The sequence below is a fragment of the Nocardia sp. Tas62D01 genome (assembly GCF_055232035.1).
The window spans coordinates 9056866-9074139 of record NZ_JBUYUZ010000001.1; the positions used below are offsets into that span (position 1 = coordinate 9056866).

Sequence of the window (17274 nt, forward strand, 5' to 3'; positions counted from 1 at the left end):
CCCTAGATCTGTCGGGAATGACTTGGGGTACAGGGAGATATGGTGCACGACTCCGGTAGGTGGTCGGTGGATTTCTATGACTTCTTCAAGGAGTCTTCGGTCCAGGAAGGGGTGGAGTGGTTCGGTGACCTCCGGGAGCGCGCGGCGAGGAACGGGGCCCGCCACGGCACACCGGTGTTGCTCCCGCCGGACGGCCAGGCGGACGCGCGGGTCAACTTGTTCTTCCGTACCGGATCCATGGCGGCAGCCTCGACGTCGACGATGCGCCGCTATGCCTACTCGCTGGCGGTGTGGTTCGGGTTCCTGGGCGTTTTCGGCCGATGCTGGGACTCGGCGACGGTCGCGGATGTGGAGGCGTTCAAGGATTGGCGCCTGACCGATGTCCGTAACGACGGCCGAGTAGCGCCGACGAGTTTGGACCGGGATCTGGTGGCGCTCAATACCTTCTATCGGTGGGCGTCGCTGCGCTACGCCGTGGTGAATCCGGTGCCGACGGTGAGTATGGCGGGCTCGCGACGCCGCTCGCACGCGGCGATCGCTGCGGGTGCGGGGTCCGCGCGGGTGGGTCGTAATCCGCTGCGTCCGGCGGGATCGAATCGTCGGCAGGTGAAGTGGCTGTTGCGGTCGGCGTTCGAGCAGTGGCGTGATGTCGGCTTGCGCGGCTACGGCTTCGACGGTGAGCGGGTGGCGGGCTGGCGGGGCTTCAACGAGGACCGCGACGTGGCCTTCGTCAATGGCCTCTACGGCACCGGGTTGCGGCTGCGCGAATGGGCGAGCGTGGTGGATGTCGAACTGCCCGTGAATGATCCGGGCCGCTATCCGCGAGCTCGGCTGGCTGCCGCGTGCGGCAAGGGCGGCCGGGGCCGCGACTACCGCATTCCGCGACGGGCGTTGGCGGAGGTGACGGGATACCTGGATCCGGTCGAGGGGTCGCGCGCCGAAGTCGTGCGCCGAGCACAACGTGCGGGCCGCTACGAGCGGTTACCGCACGCACGGATCGTCACCGGCTACAACGCTCGCAGTCGGATACTGCTGCTCGAGGGACCGTCCGGGGCAGTGCCGCTGACGCTGGACGTCTGCGGTCCCGACGAGCGACGGCACCTGTTTCGGCGGACACCGAACGGGTTGGAACCGTTGGCGGTCTGGCTCGGAGTGAACGGGCTGCCGAAGAAGCCGGCAGGCTGGGAAGACACCTTCGGCGACGCCAACGCGCGAATCGCCGCCGCGTGGGCACGGACAGCGGCCACGGACATCACGGGCTCCCGCCAGGCAAGCGGGGCCGGCTGCCCGTTATGGGCTCGTCCGCACATGTTGCGGCATTCCTTTGCGCTGAAATGGTTTTCGATCCTGTCGGCGGTCTGGGAACAGCAACTCGACGGGTTCACCACCGAGGAGTTGAAGGACCTGCGCGATCAGATCGGCGACATCTGGTATCGATTGTCGATCTTGCTCGGGCACGCGGACCCGTCCACGACCCGCGACTACTACCTCGAACCGTTCACCGGGTTGCAGCTGGACTATCTGATGGCGCTGCTGGACGAGGACGAGCACGCCGCGATCGGTTCGACATTGCGAGCCATGGGCACCGAGGGCGGTCTGGTCCTGCGTGGTGTCGCGACCGCACCGGATTTGCGGGTGCGATAGCGATGGGACGACGAGCATCACAACCGGACACCGCCTGGCGGCCTCCGCAGCGTCTCGCCGCCGATGTCGACGGCACTCGGCTGCGCTTCGTCGAGGAAATATCGGGCCGCACAACGACATTCGACCTGTCGAGTTGGCCGGTCACTGCGGGCATCCGGGAATGGCTCGGCCGAGCATTGCTGCGGCGGTTCGGGGCGCGCTCGGCGGTGAAGAGGACCCAATCGGCTGCGGCTGTCCATTCCTACGCCAGGGCGTTCGCTGTCAGCCTCGGCCAGGCACACCCAGCGCCGATATCACCAGCGGAGCTCGCCGCAGGCCACCTGCGGCAATACTTGGACCAATTCGATGGCAGCACAGCGCAACACGATCACCTCAAGTATCTGAAGGCGCTGCTGGTCGACGATCCGGAACTGCCCGAGCTGGCCCGCACCGCGCTACTGGACTTCCGCTGCGGCACCCGCCGACACAGCCAGCTGCTCGCCTATTCCGATGCGGAATGGCACATGATCATGACCGCGGCTCGTCGTGATATCCGTTTGGCCCGCACCAGGATTCATCGCGGCCGTCAGATGTTGGCCGCCTATCGGGCGGGCACGGAAATCGGGGGCGCAGCTCGGATCGGTCAGCTGTTGGACCAGCTCGATCGCACGGGAGAGCTGCCCTGCGAACCCAGTGGCCGCTACGTCAAGCGCATCTACTCGGTGGGAGGAACCACACAGCTGATCGAGGCGTTGAGCCTGCGCCAGCAGGAGCTGACCGCATTCTGCCTGTTACTGGCGGGCATGACCGGTGAGAACTTCGGAACGATCGCGGCATGGCCGGCGGCGCATCACCGGCCCGACGGAGCTGAGGGCGGGGTGGCCATAGGGTTGCTCGAGGCGAGCAAACCTCGCCGCGGTCCCGATCGCGAACACATGATCACTGCCCTCGAGGATCTGCCGCCGGGGCTGGCTGATGTTCTCGGCGATGCCGACGCCGACCGGCGTCTGTTTCGCTCACCGCTGCGGGTCTATCTGCTGCTGCTGGACCTCACCGAGATGACGCGCCGTCTCGGCGGTCACGCGAGTGCTTTCACCTGCTATCACCGCTCGTCGGGTCAGGGCGGGCGACGCTGGGCAGCAGGTGTCGCATCGCGTCACGTCAAGTGGTGGGCCCAAACCCACGGATTTCCCACCAGGACTCAGTCGGACCCGACCGGCAAACCGGCGATCAACGTCGTCCGGATCCGCCAGACCGTGATCGAGCGACGGCGACGACCGATCGCGCACACCCGACACACCATGAACGACATCTACCTGCACGGAAGTGCCACGGTGATGACCGAGAGCCGCATCGTGGTCGGGGCCGCCCTGCGTGATCAAGTCGAGAAGGCTCGCACCCATCAGCACATCCCTGTGTTCACCGTCGATTTCATCGAGGGAGCACGCGCGGACCTTGCTGCCGCGGCGACGCAGGCGGGGTTGCGCGCCGACGTGCTGACCGAACTGCTCGATGGCCGTCACGACACCGTGATGGCAGGATGCGTCGACCACTTGACCGGTCCGCATACCGAACCCGGGATCCCTTGCACCGCATCGTTTTTGACCTGCCTCGAATGCGCCAACGCTCGGGCCCTGCCTCATCACCTGCCGGTCCAGGTCGCCGTTCGCGACCGGATCGCAGCTCTTCGACCCAACCTCGACCCGACGATCTGGGCGGCGCGCTACCAGCAACCAATGGACCGGCTCGACGACATCGTGAGCCACTACTCAACCGCGCAAACCGCCGCTGCTCGCACTGACCTCAGTCAGGCGCAACGGCAGTTGGTCGACGATCTGCTTACAGGAAGGCTGGACCTGCGATGACTCGGGCATTGACCGATCTCACCGATGGCGGCGGCTGGCCCGAGAACGACACGATCGTGCTGCGGTCGCGCCCACTGCGTCCCGGCACGGACCTCACGACGCTGTCGCGGTTCGGTGACGACATCTGGCACGTCAAACCTGCGCATCCCGATGCCCACATCAACATCTGCTCGTTGCGCTGGAACCACTATCCCGCCCAGCTGCGCGCCACGTTCAAGGTGTTCTTCCTCGCAGTCCTCGATCACCCGAACCCCGGAACCCCCGACGGCCCACGCCCGGGTGAACGCACCAGCGTCGGCACCTTCAACTACTGGTTCGCCGACCTGCGCGTGTTCGCTCACTGGCTCATCGAGCGCGGGACAACGCAACTCAGCGATGTCACCGACCACGATCTGGATCTCTATCGAACCCACGTGCTCGCGCTGGATCGCCCCGCAGGCCGCAAATCCGACATGCTCGCGGTCATCCGGACCCTCTGGCTCTATCGCCGTCACCTGCCCGAACACGCCCGCCTTCACCTCGACTATCCCTGGAAGGGGATGGTCAACCGGCTCGTGGTCGGCCTGCCCGGCAAGAGCATCGACAACAAGACCCCACGCATCGACCACGACACCATGACCGCGCTGCTGGCTTGGTCGCTGCGTGTCGTCGAGGACTTCGGGCCCGACATCGTGAATGCCTGGATCGAATACCGGCAGATCGATGCCGGCGTCCACCCCTCCCAGCACGGCTACTCGGGCACTCTGGGCGCACGCCTGCCGGTCCTGATCGAACGCACTCGCGGAGCGGGCGGTGCTCTGCCCGGCCACACCGACGCCACGGGCCGCGTCACCATCAATTACGGTGCCGTCATCCGCATGGTCGGAATTCCCGAAAACCTGCGAGCGGGAATGGGTTCCAGCCAACGCCGCAAGCTTGACCATGCCGGACTGCCGGTCACCCCGCGCACCTACTTCGGCGCCATCACCGGCCACCTCGACGGCCGCCCATGGCGACCCGAGCCGCTCACCCGCCACGAGCTGACTCCGCTGCTACGGATGCTCCACGTTGCCGCGTTCACCGTCATCTGCTTCCTGTCCGGCATGCGACCCGGTGAAAAACGGGCGGAATTGCGTTTGATGCAACATTCGGCGACCGGGACTATAAGCTGAAAGCGCAGGTCGGAGCGCGGTCTCTCGCATGACGTAAGGCTTGATATGTGAATCCACCTGGGGGGCTTGCGTTCGAGCGGTTTGAGTTCAACAATGTTGCATCTGATGTAACGGAGGTTGGAGTGGCTCGAGCGGCGGATCTACCGGGTGCAGCGCACTTGGTGTTGGCTGAGGGTGTCGTGCATTTGGACCCGGAGTCGGCGGTGTTCGAGGCGATGTTGGAGGGCTGGGCGCGCCAGCAGCGCACCCGTTTCCTGAAGTGGGACTCCACGATCAAACCCCGGCTGTCGCTGGTGCGCCGTCTGGCCGACTTCTCCAATCAGTACCCGTGGGAGTGGCAGTCGGCGGAGGTGGAGGCATTTTTCGATCATGTGCGGGCGAACAACCCGAACTTTACCGTTTCGACCGCTCGTCAGTATCAGAACTCGCTGCGGATGTTCTGCGACTTTATCTGCGACGGCCGCTACGGATGGCTCGCGATCTGCCAGGACCGGTTCGGGCAGGCGCCGAGGCAGATTCTGCACGAGCACAACAGCATCACCCACGTCACCGAGTTCGAGGGCGGTCCGGGGCGACGCCCGTTGACCTACGAGGAGGTGCAGGCACTGTTCGATGCGGCCGACGGCAGGGTCGACGAGATCCGAAAGCGGCGGCGCAAGGGCGCACTGACCGCGATGCGGGACTCGGCGCTTCTAAAAACGGTGTACGCCTTCGGTCTTCGTCGCCAGGAGGCGGCGGGGCTCGACTTGGCCGACTTCCGACGCAACCCGAAGGCACCGGACTACGGCCGTTACGGGGCGTTGTTCGTTCGCTTCGGCAAATCGTCCAACGGCAGTCCACCCAAGCGGCGCACCGTGTTCACAGTCCCGGAGATGGACTGGATCGTCGGTGTCTTCGACCACTACCTCACCGAGGTCCGGCCCCGGTTCGAGGTCGGCGGGCATCCGGCGTTATGGGTGACCGAACGGTGCGGCCGGTTATCGAAGCGCGGCGTGAACGAGGCCTTCGAGGCCGCACGAAACGCTGCCGATCTGCCGGTCGAGTTGGACCTACATTCATTGCGGCACAGCATGATTACCCATCTCGTGGAGTTTGACTACCCCGAGAGATTCGTACAAGACCAGGCCGGGCATGCCACGGCCAGCTCGACCGCGATTTACACCGGCGTCTCCGATGAGTATCGCAACCAGCTGCTGCGACGCAAGCTTACCGAACGTCACAACAGCCTATGGGAGGACGACCAGCCGTGATCAAGAAAATGGGCTACCGCTGGAACCTACGCCGACTCATGGCCGCCAAGGACATGTTCCAAACCTCCGACCTCGGGCCGCTGTTGGCCGAACGGGGCATCACGCTGTCGCGGGAGCAGGTGTTCCGGCTGGTCACCCAACCACCCCAGCGACTGTCGATGGACACCCTGGCCGCGTTGTGCGACATCCTGGACTGCACGCCCAACGACTTGATCGAGATCGAGACCGTCAACGCCGAGGTCCGCAAGACCGCGGGCGAGGGCCGCGGACCAGGCCCTGCGGTGCGGCGCACGTCGATCCGCAAGCCGCAGGGGCTGTGACACCTCCCTCGACAGCGGCCCGGCTGGCTCAACAGGCCGCGCGGATGGACGCCGCGATGAGTTCGGCGGTCACGCACTTGACCGCCGCTGTCCCAACTCTTGACGCCGACACCGCGAAGGCGGCCCTCGAGGCGGCGGTGCCGATCCTGGTGCGTGGCGCGGCGCGGTTCCTCGAGGAGTTGACCGGGCACATCGACGCCCACCCGGATGCGCTCACTTCCGGTGATTCCCGCTGCCCGCCGGTCTTGCTGCGGCTGACCCACGTCCTGCACGACGCCGGACACCTAGTGGTCCGTCCCGGCTGCGCACACTGCGGCAAGATAGTCACCACCCTTCGGCAACTTCGGTCCGAGGGCAGGATCTGCGGCACCTGCGACGCGAAGTCACGCCGGTCAACCTGCGCGCGTTGCGGACGCACCGACACCCGCATCGCGGCTCGCCGCTCCGAAGGCGGAATCTGCCACCCCTGCTACCGCGTCGACCCGCAAGTCGTCGAGGAATGCACGCAATGCGGGCGCATGCGCAACCCCGTGGTTCGGCTCTCGGACGGCGGCGCACTATGCATCGGCTGTCGCACACCTCCCGTCCGTCAATGTGTTTCGTGCGGCGAGGTGAAGCCCGCCGCCCTCGTCGACGAGAACGGCGCCTTCTGTCATCTCTGTTACAACCGGCATCGGCGGCCACGCCGACTCTGCGGACGTTGCGGCCGACTGGCGCGGATCGCCTGCAACGCAACCGGTGACCAACCCGACCTCTGCGACAGCTGCTATCGAGGACCAGACGCAATCTGCTCGCGTTGCGGCCGCACACGCCCCTGCCAGCGGGTCGGCAGCGGGGCACCCATATGCCACACCTGTTACGCTCGCGAGGAACGGCCCCGCGTCACCTGCTGCCGATGCGAGCGCGATCTCCCGGTCATGGCGCATTGGCCGATCGGACCGGTCTGTCAGAGCTGCTACACGGCAATCGTGCGTTCCCCGGCGGAATGCTCCCGCTGCCGAACGTCTCAGCCATTGATCGCCCGCGACGACGACGGCGTGGGTGTCTGCGGGTCCTGCGCCGGTATTGATGTCGACTACACCTGCCACCAGTGCGGACGCGGGGGAAACCCCTACGGCAACGGGCGATGCGCCTACTGCGTGCTCGCTGATCGCGTCAACAAGCTACTGGCCGGCCCGGACGGCGTCGTCTCCGCGCAGCTGCGGCCACTCGTCGAGGCATTCGCTCGAGTCCGCCTGCCGTTCACAGCAATCCGATGGGTCCACGCAAGCCCGAACGCGAAATTGTTGGCGCAGATCGTCGCCGACGGTCGGCCGCTGAGTCACGGCCTACTCGATGAACTGCCGCCCACTGCCGGTGCCCACTACATCCGGCAAGTCATGGTGGAGACTGGCGTACTGGCGCGCCGTAACGAGGACCTCGAACGTGTTCCGGCATGGCTCGATCACCACCTCGCTGACAAACCGCCCGAGCACGCGAACCTGGTCCGTCCATTCCTGCATTGGTTTCTGCTGCGGCGGGCACGCAACCGCGCAGCCGCGCGCCGTCACCCGACATCTGCGGGGCGTGACCTGCGCCGCCGGGTCCTTGTCGCCCTTGAGCTGCTCGCCTGGATCGACGGGCAGGGAGTGACGCTCGAACAACTGTGCCAAGACGACCTCGATCGCTGGCTGGACGAGGAGACAACGCAGCGCCGCAACCGAATCCGCTACTTCCTGAAATGGACTGCCGATCGTGGCCTCACCCGAAGCCTTGCTGTCGCCGCGATCCCGCGACAGCAACCAGCGGATCTGCTCGGCGACGACGAACGCTGGCAACTACTGCAACGCTGCCTCAACAACGGGGCCATGCCCATCGACGTCCGCGCGGCAGGCGCGCTCATTCTCCTGTTCGGGCTCCAGGCTCAGCGGATCCGCCACCTCTGCGCGGAACATGTTGTGGCACAGGATGGCAACACCTATCTGACGACCGGGAACCATCCGATCCTGCTGCCGCCCCGCCTCGGCGCGATCATGGAAGAACTGGCCGATCGACCATCCATGCGGCTCATGATCCACCACGGGCCAGACGCTCCATGGTGGTTGTTCCCCGGCCGAGTTCCCGGCCAGCCCATCGACAACCACAGCCTGACCAATCGCCTCAACCGGCACGGCATCAGCGCGCGCCCCGCCCGCAACGGCGCCCTCATGGCCCTCGCGGGCGATCTCCCCGCAGCGATCATCGCCGACCTACTGGGCATGCACATCAACACCGCAATCCGATGGGTCAGATACGCCGGACGTGATTGGGCCGACTACCTCGCCGCCCGAGGGGCCGAACAGGACAAGAAGTCACGCTGAACCTCGATCGTGGCTGCATCGAACATGATCGAACCACGAAGCTTATCCTGTTGCGCGGCAGGCACTTAGACGGCGGCCCCAGTGAACCCGCCGCTGTGGTGGACCCATGATGCGGCGCACCGGTGTCAGAATATCGGCCGAGGCGGTAGTGGGGCGCGCACCATGCGGCATGGGCACGCATTGGCCTGAGCCGATCAATCGCCACCGCGCGTCCCTCGGCCCCCTCCGCTGGTTACCCTTCGTGTACTTGCACAGCGGATTTGCTGGGTGCGGTTGAGTCGACCCCGATTTGCCGTCTCCGGAGTGCTACCCGGGGCGGAGGCCGTCGAGCATGATCGTCGCGATCCTGGCGACAGCGTCGGCGTGCGATTCCTCCGGGCGGGTGTAGATCTGCACAGTCACCATCAACGCCACGTCCCGGGGGTCGATGTCGCCGCGAAGGTGCCCGTCCGATTGTGCCTGGCGAGTCAACCGGGTGATCGCCTCGCCGACCGCCTCGCGCGCTTCAAGCAAGGCCGGGTCGGCCTGGACACGTGCATGCAGGCTTGGTTCCAGGGCTGCGGCCAGGGCACCGAGCCTGTTGCCGAGACATTCCCTGACGAAGCGACACAGGGCGGGCCACGCCGCGCCCTCCTCGAACTCGGCAGCCTCGACGGACCGGGCCAGCCCGGTCAAATGCGCGTGTGCCACGGCTGTGATCAGCGTGTCTCGATCCGGAAACCGCCGATAGAGGGTGCCGATACCCACCCCGGCCCGATCGGCGATGTCCTTCATCGGCACGTCGATTCCTTGCCCCCGAAACAGGTTCAGAGCCGCTGCCACGATCTGCTCGCGGTTGTTTCGGGCATCGGACCGCAACATGTCGGGCGTCACTGCAACCTCCCTACCACAATTGGACGAATTTCTTCCGCTTAGCGTACTCTACGACAAGTGGACGAAAATCGTCCGATTACCGAGGAGGTTCTCATGGGTAGGACAGTTCTGATCTGCGGGGCGGGCGTCGCCGGAGCGACGGTGGCGTACTGGCTTGGGCAACAAGGCGTCGAGGTGACCGTGGTGGAACGAACCGCCGGCCAGCGCTCCAGCGGGAACCCGGTGGACGTCAAGGGACCCGCCGTGGCGGTCGCCGAGAAGATGGGGATCATGCCGCGTTTGCGAGCGGTCGCCTCCGACGTGGCGCAGATGAGTTTCGTCGATGCCTCCGGTCGCCGGGTCGCGCGAATAGGCTTGAAGGCGTTCTCAGGTGGGGCAGGCGAGCGCGAGGTCGAGGTGCCGCGCGCCGAACTGGCATCCATCCTGCTCGACGCCGGACACGACGGCGTCGAATTCCTTTGGGGTGACACCATCACCACACTCGAACAGGACGACGACGGCGTAGACGTCACCTTCGAGCAGGCACCGCCACGCCCGTTCGACCTGGTCATCGGTGCGGACGGGTTGCATTCGGTCGTACGGCGTCTGATGTTCGGCGCGGACGTGGAGTTCATTCGGCACATGGGCATGTATGTCGCAACCCTGAAGATCGACGAGCCGTTCGGTGCCGACAATGAGGTGCTCATCTACAACACACCCGGTCTAGCGGTCGCGGTACACCCGACGCGAGGTCACGCCGTCACCGCATTCATGTTCCGGCATACGGCGATCGCCGATCTCCGCTTCCGCGATATCGACCAGCACAAACACCTGGTCGCCGGCACGTTCGCCGACGCGGGTTGGCGAGTGCCCGAACTACTCGAGCGCGTGCGCAGCACAGACGACCTCTACTTCGACTCAGTCAGCCAGGTAAGGTTGCCCCGCTGGTCCAACAAACGTGTCGCGCTGGTCGGCGACGCCGCATCCTGCCTGTCGCTGTTCGGCGACGGTTCCACCCTGGCCATGGCGGGCGCCTACACCCTGGCCTCCGAACTCGCCACATGGACCACCGGAAGCGACCGGAGTCCATACGCAGCCCTGAACCGGTACGAGGCCACCCACCGCGCCGTGGTCGCACCGAAGCTCAACGGATATCGCCTCGGGGCCGCGATGTTGCTGCCTGCCAGCCGAACCGGAATCGCCACCCGCAATGCCGCAGCCCGCGTCATAGGCGGGCTGACCGCAATGTCGTCGCGCCGCAGCAAACCCACCCCCGCCGCAAACCAAACATCCAGGTGACCGAGTGGCCCGAGAGGGCATGCCTTTCTCGGCACCGGCGCCAGGCCGCAATGCCGCCTTGCTCGGCGTCCAACTGCCGGACGAGACTGGGCCGACTACCTTGCCGCCCGCGCTGTGGAACAGGACGAGGAGGCCGCCAATGCGGGGAATAGCGCACGGCCGGAATAACACCCCTCCACCAGTAGTACTCGCCCTCGAAGTCGGCTGCTGCCCCGAACCCCGGCCAGGCCGCGACGACAGCTCCGGCGGCCGTCGTCATCTCATCCATGCACGGCATTTCAAGACCGCCCGCGACGCCGACGGCAATCATCGCTCCGCTGGTGAGCTGCGCGAAGTCCCCTGGGTTGCAGTTCCACCCGTGGTCACCGCCATCAGGGTCCTGGAACGCCTCAACGGCCCTGCCGGACTACTGTTTCCCACCCAGCGCGGTGAAAGGCAGGGCCGGTCGCTGGTTCGCGGCACCGTCGTCCAGTGGGTCGAGGGATTCGTCGTTTGGGTCAACGACCACACCACCAGGCCCGGCCGCGGGGTCGCTATCCCCGCCGACCCACACGGCAACATCGGCACCGCTCGGTTCCGGCGGAGCCTGGCCTGGCACATCGCTCGCCGACCCGGCGGCCTGGTCGCCCTCGCGGTCCAATACGGACACATGCGCACGGTGATCAGCGAGGGCTACGCCACCCGCCAACGCGACGGCATCCACGAACTGCTGGACCTGGAAACCGCTCGCGCGGTCGCCGAACAACTCAGCGAGGTCCACGACGCCCTCGACCACGGAGAGGGCGTCTCCGGGCCCGCCGCCCGGCGGCTGATCCGCGCCGCGCACGAGCAGCACGACCGCTTCGACGGTCTGGTCACCACACCCCGGCAGGCCAAAGCCCTGCTGTCGGATCCGGCGCTGACCGTGTTCGACAACGCCGACGCCTACCTCGCCTGCAACTACGACCCCGGCAAGGCCCTCTGCAACCCCGCCAACGCCAGCGGGCCCACCCCAACACCGAGCCTGGACCGCTGCCACACCAACTGCTCGAACATCGCCCGCACCGACACCCACGCCCGACAACTGCGCACAGCGGCAGACCAGATCCGCGCCCAGGCTGATTCGCCGCTCGTTCCGCAGCCCGTCGCCGAGCGGCTGAAACACCGCGCCGCCTCACTGATCGAGCTTGCCGACACCCACGACCGCACCCGCATCACAACCACCGATCCGGAGCCACGATGACCACCGACCAACGCGGCCAGATCCGCGCCGCGATCGACCGGCTGCTGGCCGGCACCCCGCTACGATCCGACGGCGCTCTGACCGTCGTGTCCCTCGCCGCCGAGGCCGACGTCAAACGGCACGTCCTCACCCACCGTCACACCGACCTCAAGGACGAGTTCTACGCCCGCGTCCGCGCGCAAGGACACACCCCCGCCAGCGAACAGCAGCTGCGCGACGAGCTGGAATCCACCCAGCGCAAACTCACCGAAGCCCGCAAGAAGATCCACGAGCTCGAACAATCCGTCGAAGCGTTCGCACGGATCGTCAACGTCCTCACCGTCGAAAACGACCGCCTCACACAGAAATCCGGCCGCATCGGCAGCCGGACCGTCATCCCGATCAACCCTGAGATGAATTGATGTCTGCGCTATCCGGCGGCCTGAACCTCGTCATCGCCGAACAACAGCAGTTGCCGCAGCGCAGTGGTGCCCGCGCCGATCCGGCGCAGGCATCGAGCGCAGGTGATTTCCGCTCGCGTCGGCGCCAGGGCCGTCGGCGACCACCCCGCGACACCCGTGTGACAAAGAAGCTCGGGCACTTCCTCGTCCTCGACCCATTGCCCGAGGCTGACCGCATGCACCGTCCGCCCGGCCCGCACCACGGCATGCACACCCGGGGCACCGAACACTGCCCGAGTCGAAGCAGCAAGCGGAGCAATATCGGTCACGCGACCAACATACGATCCGGCACCGACAGAAAAGACGGACTATCTAGCAGCTGAGCGGCCGATGGTGATCTCTCGTCACCCCCGGTCTTGCAACACGCCCAGACTTGACAGGGAACGCCGCTGCCACGGCTGGCTCGTGTCGCCGGACTCGGTCGCGCGCCGCATCGGCCCGACCTGCGAGGCCCGCGAGCGCGCCGAGCTGCGCGCCCAGGCCGCGCGGGAGCTGACGCTGTTCGACGTTGCGGGCATGGCCGCCTGACCGAGCGGGGGGCGAACACCTCCCATGGACACGTCGGCGTAAAACTGTCGTCTGTGCCCGCGGAACTTGTCACCCTCGTCGTCGGCGTAGTGGGAGCTGTCGCAACTCTGATCGTCGGCACGCTCGCGTACTTCAAAGACCGGCGAGATACCCGGACCCAACTGCTCCGGGACGCCGAACTCGTCGAGCGCTTCGCGACGGGGGGCGTGGAATGACAGCTACGGCAATCACGCGCAGACCATCCTGAGCAGGTACGTCTACGAGCGCGTACATGCGCTCACGGAGCGTGAAGAATACGGCAAGCGGGCCGCCAGATCTCTGTTTTGTCCGGGTTGACCTGGGCAGATGCCTCGTCCGGGCGGTGCCGACTCCGCGATTTATCTGCGGTAGAGGGCTAAACCGGTAGGGCATCGGGGCCGGTGAGGTGGGTGGCTGTCGGACCCGACGGCCAGATCGCCCACCGTCCGTTCGGCGATCGTGGCGGTGACCTCGTCGACGTTCCCGCCCTGGGTCAGGTGGTCGAACATGACGTCGGCCAGTGTCAGGTCGGCGGTGTCGGGCCGTTAAGGATCGTGTCAGGAGCGGCAAACGAAGCTGATCGCCCAGGTCAGACGCCCCGTTGAGGATCGTGTCACCAGGTACATGAACGACCGCGCCGTGTCAGTGGCGGTCGGCTTCCGGCCCGAGGAGGCTGGTGATGCCGCGCATGGCCGCCGGTGACGGTTTGAAGTAGCGGCGCAGATTCTCGGGTTTGCGGCGGTGGTGGTGTCTTCCACGGTTGGGCCACTGACGGGCGGCGGCGACCACGGGGCGCGAGGAACATGTGTCAGCAACGTCCCTGGTCAGGGTGCCTTCTTCGCATAGGGTTTCTCTGTTGATCAGTACACGCCACATTCCACTCGAGAAGGGGTACCCATGATTCACCGAACCGCGGCCGCTGCGCTGGCCGGACTGTTCACCCTTGCCGCGCTCGGCACCGCTGCCGGTGTCGCCGCGGCGACACCACCAGGGGCCAGCCACGTTCCGGGCGGCGGCATAGTGCTGGTCCAGGACGAGAAGGACGGCGCCAGCACGGACGGCGGGAAGGGCGGCAAGGGCGAGAAGGGCGGCAACGGCAAGAAGAAGTGGGACGGCAAGAAGGGCGGCGGGAAGGGCAAAGGCAAGAACGGCCCTGCATGAGGACAGCAACGCCGAACCCGACGACAACGACAAGCCCGATCGCGACGCCGGTCGGCGATCGGCTTGCGGTCCTCGTCGTCCAGGTGGAAGAACCTCTCCGGCTCACCCTCGACAACGCCGGGAACCGGCCGTACTCGACAGCGCCCTCACCACGCACAGCCGCACATGAAACCACCAGCGGCGCAACGGTGCTCGGCATTCCACCGAATCAACAGAACAAAACGATCGGTCCGTCGAAACGGTTGCTAAGCGTGACTTTTCTCGTCACGCGCCACATCGCGGCGTGAGCCGATCCCGCAGCGTCTGTGAGTGAGCCACTGCCCTCGTTGGAATCGGAATCGCGTCCGGTTGGGGTACAAGGAATCTGCTATCGCTAGTCCCACAGATCGCCGCACGGCAGCAACGGCAGATCCGGACTCACGTCGTCGTCGACGGTGACCACCAACCCCAGCTCCGAAAGGCCGCTTGCCAACTCGTCGGCCACGTTGTGGGCTTGTTCGGCGGATGCCTGGTAATCCAGCTTCAACGCGCCGGACTCGATATGCACATGCAGGATGCGCTTCGGCGGGTGGACAGGTGCCATCGCGGAATCACAGCCCCCAGCCCCCGCTGGGATTCGCCGGGTCGCTCCGACGTCGGGCGCCGGCTGGTCGTAGGCGTCGCTGGGATGAAGGAGCTCGTCGAGGATCACCCCAGTGCTGCAGCTGCTCACCGCGGGGTTCGCGGCTGGTGTTGATGGCGAGGTTCATCGCGCATCTCCTGCGGCCGGTGGTGTCTCCAGTCGCGCCCACGCCTGCCGTGCGGCGGCGGGGGCGTGTTCCCACTCGGCGCGGATGGTGTCGCTGCGATCCAGCGTCGCGTGCAGTTCACCGGGGGTGAGGTCGTGCTCGGAGGCGGCTGCGGCGAGCTGGGTGGCGATCTGCTGGACGCGGGCGAAATCCACGTGCAGGCGCTGCTCCCACGCCTGCATGGTGGTCGGGGTGGTGATCGTCGGGCACCTCCTGGCGTCGGGTCCTGGTCAACAGCGGTTCAGCTCGGCCTCGATGGTGGTAGCAGCGAAATGTAGCCCGGCCTCCCGCAACTCGGTGATCCGTGCGCGGACTGCGTCCTCGCCGTACTCGCGGACGACATCAGCAATTCCAAGGCGGCGCGCAGCGAAGCCGATATCGGTGTCCGTCGCCGACCACAACCCCATCAGCGCACCTTCCCCTTCGTCGATGGCATATCGCGCCGCCCGGTCGGCGAGTTGTTCCCGCCACCATTTCCTGTGCAAGTCTCGGCCGGCAGGTATGTCCTGGTCATCGGTGACATACGGGGATTTGATCCGGTCCCGCCTCCTGCAATGGGCTTGTGGCCCCCCATCAGCCGTACTTCCTACTCGGCCGGCCGCACGGCGGTGAACCCCTCGGTAACGTCTTCACCGGTGACCACTTCGGTGACTTCTGGCGATTCGATCATGTCCACCCTCCTGCAATTGCTTTCTTGAACAATTCCAGAATCGGGCCCACGGCCACCCATGTCGTCACGGCTGACACCCATCTGTGCTTCCGGTCAGCCCCACCCCACGCGTACCCGCTGGCTGCAACGCCTCTGCCGGGCGACCGGACCCGCGGTGCGCAGCGGCGTCAGCGGCGCGGCGACAGCCGCGATCACGACCGACAGCACCTTGCGGCGCAAAGGTGGGAGGTCTATGTCACCGAGCAGGCGCGGGAACTTCGCGCCCTCGGTGTCCTGGATCCAGCAGTCCAGGGCGTGTTTACGGCCGTCGAGATCGACGCCTATCGCCAGATAGGCCACCTTGGTGGTCACGATCCCGTTGTCCTTGACACGCAGCCGTAAACCGTCGATATACAGGATCGGATACATCTCGTGGAGCGACCGCGACTGCCACATCTTGATCTCGTCGACAACGACCTCGGTGATATTGCTGATCAGCTCCCGCGACACCTGCGCCCCATACACCTCCTCGAAATGCGCCTCGATATCACGAGTCGTCATGCCGCGTGAATACAACGACAGGGCAATAGTATTGATCTCCACAATCGACCACCGTCCACCCAATGTCATCACCGCTGACACGCATCTACGCTTCCGAACCCCCCGCGCGGCGTACCCGCCAGCTTCAAACGCCCCTGGCCGGGCGACCGGAGCCCGGGTGGTGCGCAGCGGCCTCAGCCGCGCGGCAACGACCGCGATCACGGCCGACAGCACCATCGCGTTTGGGTTCGGCGTCGGGCGACCCAGCCAATGCCGTCCGGTTGGGGTACACCTACACGCCACGTGCTCCGCAGTGGGAAGCTGCGTCAGATTGGAGTCCCGTAGAGGGTTTCCTGACGTGTGCCTGTTGGGTTCCTAGGCTTCAATCGGACGCCCTGACCAGGTAATACTGCGAGCTTCGTTGGATTCTGCGCGAAAACTACTGGGACCCTGGGAGGTTTGTTCGTTCTTCTCGGAGGCGAGATACCCGACCACCGCCTCACGCACGGTGTTCCACGGCCCGCGTGGGATGGGGTGGTTCGTCTCGTCGTAGGCCTGCCACTTCGCCGCGCGGATGCGGTTCTCGCGGGCGATTCGCCCGATCTGTATACCTGCGGCGAAGATCCGGTAGGCGCCGGTGGAGCGGTCGCGTTCGGTGGTCACGGTCGCCGGATCGACCGTCGCCGGGGTCACAGGCACAGGCACAGGCACAGGTTCCGGGGTCGGTCCTGAGTCGGATACGGCGGGAGTGATCTCGCCGTCCGGTTCGGCCTTGTCCGGCGGTGGTGTGGTGTGGGCGGCTGGTGCTGGGCTGAGGTAGCGGTGCAGCGATGTCTTGGGGATCTTCGTCTTGTCGGCGATTTGGCCGAGGGTGGCGCCCTGAGCTCGCAGCAGTCGCGCGTAGTCGATGCTGTCGGCGGGGTGGGCTACCGGTCGGCCGATCTGGCGGCCCGCGGCTTCACCGCCGAACGCGCCGCCCACGCCCGCGCCGTCGCCGAATCCAAAGGCCGCCACATCGGCCGACCCGCCGCCTGGCCCGACGACAAGATCGACTACGCCCGACTGCTCCGCAAGCAGGGAAACAGCCTCGGCGAGATCACGAGCAAGACCGGCATCCCGAAGACATCACTGCACCGCTACCTCACACCGACGCCCGAACAGGAGTGACCCCGGCAGCGACCTGGCCAAACCGGGCTTCATGTACCGGGTGACACGATCGTTAACGGCAT

20 protein-coding genes and 1 pseudogene are annotated in these 17274 nt (G+C 66.1%); 14 read left to right on the forward strand and 7 right to left on the reverse strand.

The features are described from left to right. Positions 1-42: 42 nt before the first annotated feature. The 6 genes from ACV7NQ_RS44065 to ACV7NQ_RS44090 all read left to right on the forward strand — a co-directional run bounded on the left by ACV7NQ_RS44065 (position 43) and on the right by ACV7NQ_RS44090 (position 8548). The gene (locus ACV7NQ_RS44065; RefSeq protein ID WP_463364912.1) at positions 43-1644 is read left to right on the forward strand and encodes a site-specific integrase; all 1602 of its coding nucleotides are present in this window, start codon (positions 43-45) and stop codon (positions 1642-1644) included. Between the two features lie 2 nt (positions 1645-1646). After that, positions 1647-3488 (forward strand): hypothetical protein, encoded by a 1842-nt coding sequence (locus ACV7NQ_RS44070; RefSeq protein WP_463364913.1) that lies wholly within the window; start codon positions 1647-1649, stop codon positions 3486-3488. Then, entirely contained in the window at positions 3485-4639 is a 1155-nt protein-coding gene (locus ACV7NQ_RS44075) for a hypothetical protein (RefSeq protein ID WP_463364914.1), read from the forward strand. The genes ACV7NQ_RS44070 and ACV7NQ_RS44075 overlap by 4 nt, the downstream gene beginning before the upstream one ends. A gap of 122 nt (positions 4640-4761) precedes the next feature. Continuing rightward, a complete protein-coding gene (locus ACV7NQ_RS44080; protein WP_463364915.1) occupies positions 4762-5889 on the forward strand; it encodes a tyrosine-type recombinase/integrase in 1128 nt (375 codons plus the stop codon). Further along, positions 5886-6209, forward strand: a complete 324-nt coding sequence (locus ACV7NQ_RS44085) for a helix-turn-helix domain-containing protein (RefSeq protein WP_463364916.1) — start codon at positions 5886-5888, stop codon at positions 6207-6209. Before ACV7NQ_RS44080 ends, ACV7NQ_RS44085 begins: the two co-directional genes overlap by 4 nt. A 56-nt stretch (positions 6210-6265) precedes the next feature. Further along, positions 6266-8548 carry a hypothetical protein gene (locus ACV7NQ_RS44090; protein ID WP_463364917.1) on the forward strand — a complete coding sequence of 761 codons (2283 nt, stop codon included), beginning with the start codon at positions 6266-6268 and terminating at the stop codon, positions 8546-8548. Positions 8549-8854: 306 nt separating this feature from the next. On the opposite strand, the gene ACV7NQ_RS44095 is transcribed toward ACV7NQ_RS44090, so the two are convergent. Next, a complete protein-coding gene (locus ACV7NQ_RS44095; RefSeq protein ID WP_463364918.1) occupies positions 8855-9421 on the reverse strand; it encodes a TetR/AcrR family transcriptional regulator in 567 nt (188 codons plus the stop codon). 93 nt (positions 9422-9514) lie between these two features. On the opposite strand from ACV7NQ_RS44095, the gene ACV7NQ_RS44100 reads away from it, so the two are divergent. The 3 genes from ACV7NQ_RS44100 to ACV7NQ_RS44110 all read left to right on the forward strand — a co-directional run bounded on the left by ACV7NQ_RS44100 (position 9515) and on the right by ACV7NQ_RS44110 (position 12322). After that, positions 9515-10699, forward strand: a complete 1185-nt coding sequence (locus ACV7NQ_RS44100; protein WP_463364919.1) for an FAD-dependent oxidoreductase — start codon at positions 9515-9517, stop codon at positions 10697-10699. 139 nt (positions 10700-10838) lie between these two features. Continuing rightward, complete coding sequence (locus tag ACV7NQ_RS44105) at positions 10839-11921, forward strand: hypothetical protein (RefSeq protein ID WP_463364920.1); 1083 nt, start codon at positions 10839-10841, stop codon at positions 11919-11921. Next, positions 11918-12322 carry a hypothetical protein gene (locus ACV7NQ_RS44110; RefSeq protein ID WP_463364921.1) on the forward strand — a complete coding sequence of 135 codons (405 nt, stop codon included), beginning with the start codon at positions 11918-11920 and terminating at the stop codon, positions 12320-12322. The genes ACV7NQ_RS44105 and ACV7NQ_RS44110 overlap by 4 nt, the downstream gene beginning before the upstream one ends. An 8-nt stretch (positions 12323-12330) precedes the next feature. On the opposite strand, the gene ACV7NQ_RS44115 is transcribed toward ACV7NQ_RS44110, so the two are convergent. Then, on the reverse strand, positions 12331-12630 hold the full coding sequence (locus ACV7NQ_RS44115) for a hypothetical protein (protein ID WP_463364922.1): 300 nt from the start codon (positions 12628-12630) through the stop codon (positions 12331-12333). Positions 12631-12691: 61 nt separating this feature from the next. On the opposite strand from ACV7NQ_RS44115, the gene ACV7NQ_RS44120 reads away from it, so the two are divergent. From ACV7NQ_RS44120 to ACV7NQ_RS44135, 4 genes are all read left to right on the forward strand, one after another. Then, a complete protein-coding gene (locus tag ACV7NQ_RS44120; protein ID WP_463364923.1) occupies positions 12692-12889 on the forward strand; it encodes a DUF6011 domain-containing protein in 198 nt (65 codons plus the stop codon). Positions 12890-12942: 53 nt separating this feature from the next. Continuing rightward, a complete protein-coding gene (locus tag ACV7NQ_RS44125; protein WP_463364924.1) occupies positions 12943-13104 on the forward strand; it encodes a hypothetical protein in 162 nt (53 codons plus the stop codon). A gap of 700 nt (positions 13105-13804) precedes the next feature. After that, positions 13805-14068, forward strand: a complete 264-nt coding sequence (locus ACV7NQ_RS44130) for a hypothetical protein (protein ID WP_463364925.1) — start codon at positions 13805-13807, stop codon at positions 14066-14068. Then, positions 14065-14355, forward strand: coding sequence for a hypothetical protein (locus ACV7NQ_RS44135; RefSeq protein WP_463364926.1), 291 nt, complete (start codon positions 14065-14067; stop codon positions 14353-14355). Before ACV7NQ_RS44130 ends, ACV7NQ_RS44135 begins: the two co-directional genes overlap by 4 nt. An 86-nt stretch (positions 14356-14441) precedes the next feature. On the opposite strand, the gene ACV7NQ_RS44140 is transcribed toward ACV7NQ_RS44135, so the two are convergent. The 5 genes and pseudogenes from ACV7NQ_RS44140 to ACV7NQ_RS44160 all read right to left on the reverse strand — a co-directional run bounded on the left by ACV7NQ_RS44140 (position 14442) and on the right by ACV7NQ_RS44160 (position 16750). Beyond that, a complete protein-coding gene (locus tag ACV7NQ_RS44140; RefSeq protein WP_463364927.1) occupies positions 14442-14651 on the reverse strand; it encodes a hypothetical protein in 210 nt (69 codons plus the stop codon). Between the two features lie 162 nt (positions 14652-14813). After that, on the reverse strand, positions 14814-15038 hold the full coding sequence (locus ACV7NQ_RS44145; RefSeq protein ID WP_463364928.1) for a hypothetical protein: 225 nt from the start codon (positions 15036-15038) through the stop codon (positions 14814-14816). Between the two features lie 48 nt (positions 15039-15086). Next, positions 15087-15263: a hypothetical protein gene (locus ACV7NQ_RS44150; protein ID WP_463364929.1), complete on the reverse strand. Its 177-nt coding sequence runs from the start codon at positions 15261-15263 to the stop codon at positions 15087-15089. A 515-nt stretch (positions 15264-15778) separates the two neighbouring features. Beyond that, positions 15779-16102: pseudogene (locus ACV7NQ_RS44155) on the reverse strand (transposase); the annotation flags it as partial. A 318-nt stretch (positions 16103-16420) separates the two neighbouring features. Further along, entirely contained in the window at positions 16421-16750 is a 330-nt protein-coding gene (locus ACV7NQ_RS44160) for a hypothetical protein (RefSeq protein WP_463364930.1), read from the reverse strand. Positions 16751-16966: 216 nt separating this feature from the next. On the opposite strand from ACV7NQ_RS44160, the gene ACV7NQ_RS44165 reads away from it, so the two are divergent. Beyond that, positions 16967-17212, forward strand: a complete 246-nt coding sequence (locus ACV7NQ_RS44165; protein ID WP_463364931.1) for a hypothetical protein — start codon at positions 16967-16969, stop codon at positions 17210-17212. The last annotated feature ends 62 nt before the right edge of the window (positions 17213-17274 follow it).

Coding starts and splice junctions, on each gene's coding strand:
- ACV7NQ_RS44070 (WP_463364913.1), top strand. CDS start 1,647: ATGGGACGACGAGCATCACAACCGGACACCGCCTGGCGGCCTCCGCAG.
- ACV7NQ_RS44075 (WP_463364914.1), top strand. CDS start 3,485: ATGACTCGGGCATTGACCGATCTCACCGATGGCGGCGGCTGGCCCGAG.
- ACV7NQ_RS44090 (WP_463364917.1), top strand. CDS start 6,266: ATGAGTTCGGCGGTCACGCACTTGACCGCCGCTGTCCCAACTCTTGAC.
- ACV7NQ_RS44100 (WP_463364919.1), top strand. CDS start 9,515: ATGGGTAGGACAGTTCTGATCTGCGGGGCGGGCGTCGCCGGAGCGACG.
- ACV7NQ_RS44105 (WP_463364920.1), top strand. CDS start 10,839: ATGCGGGGAATAGCGCACGGCCGGAATAACACCCCTCCACCAGTAGTA.
- ACV7NQ_RS44110 (WP_463364921.1), top strand. CDS start 11,918: ATGACCACCGACCAACGCGGCCAGATCCGCGCCGCGATCGACCGGCTG.
- ACV7NQ_RS44120 (WP_463364923.1), top strand. CDS start 12,692: ATGGTGATCTCTCGTCACCCCCGGTCTTGCAACACGCCCAGACTTGAC.
- ACV7NQ_RS44130 (WP_463364925.1), top strand. CDS start 13,805: ATGATTCACCGAACCGCGGCCGCTGCGCTGGCCGGACTGTTCACCCTT.
- ACV7NQ_RS44135 (WP_463364926.1), top strand. CDS start 14,065: ATGAGGACAGCAACGCCGAACCCGACGACAACGACAAGCCCGATCGCG.
- ACV7NQ_RS44140 (WP_463364927.1), bottom strand. CDS start 14,651: ATGGCACCTGTCCACCCGCCGAAGCGCATCCTGCATGTGCATATCGAG.
- ACV7NQ_RS44145 (WP_463364928.1), bottom strand. CDS start 15,038: ATGCAGGCGTGGGAGCAGCGCCTGCACGTGGATTTCGCCCGCGTCCAG.
- ACV7NQ_RS44150 (WP_463364929.1), bottom strand. CDS start 15,263: ATGGGGTTGTGGTCGGCGACGGACACCGATATCGGCTTCGCTGCGCGC.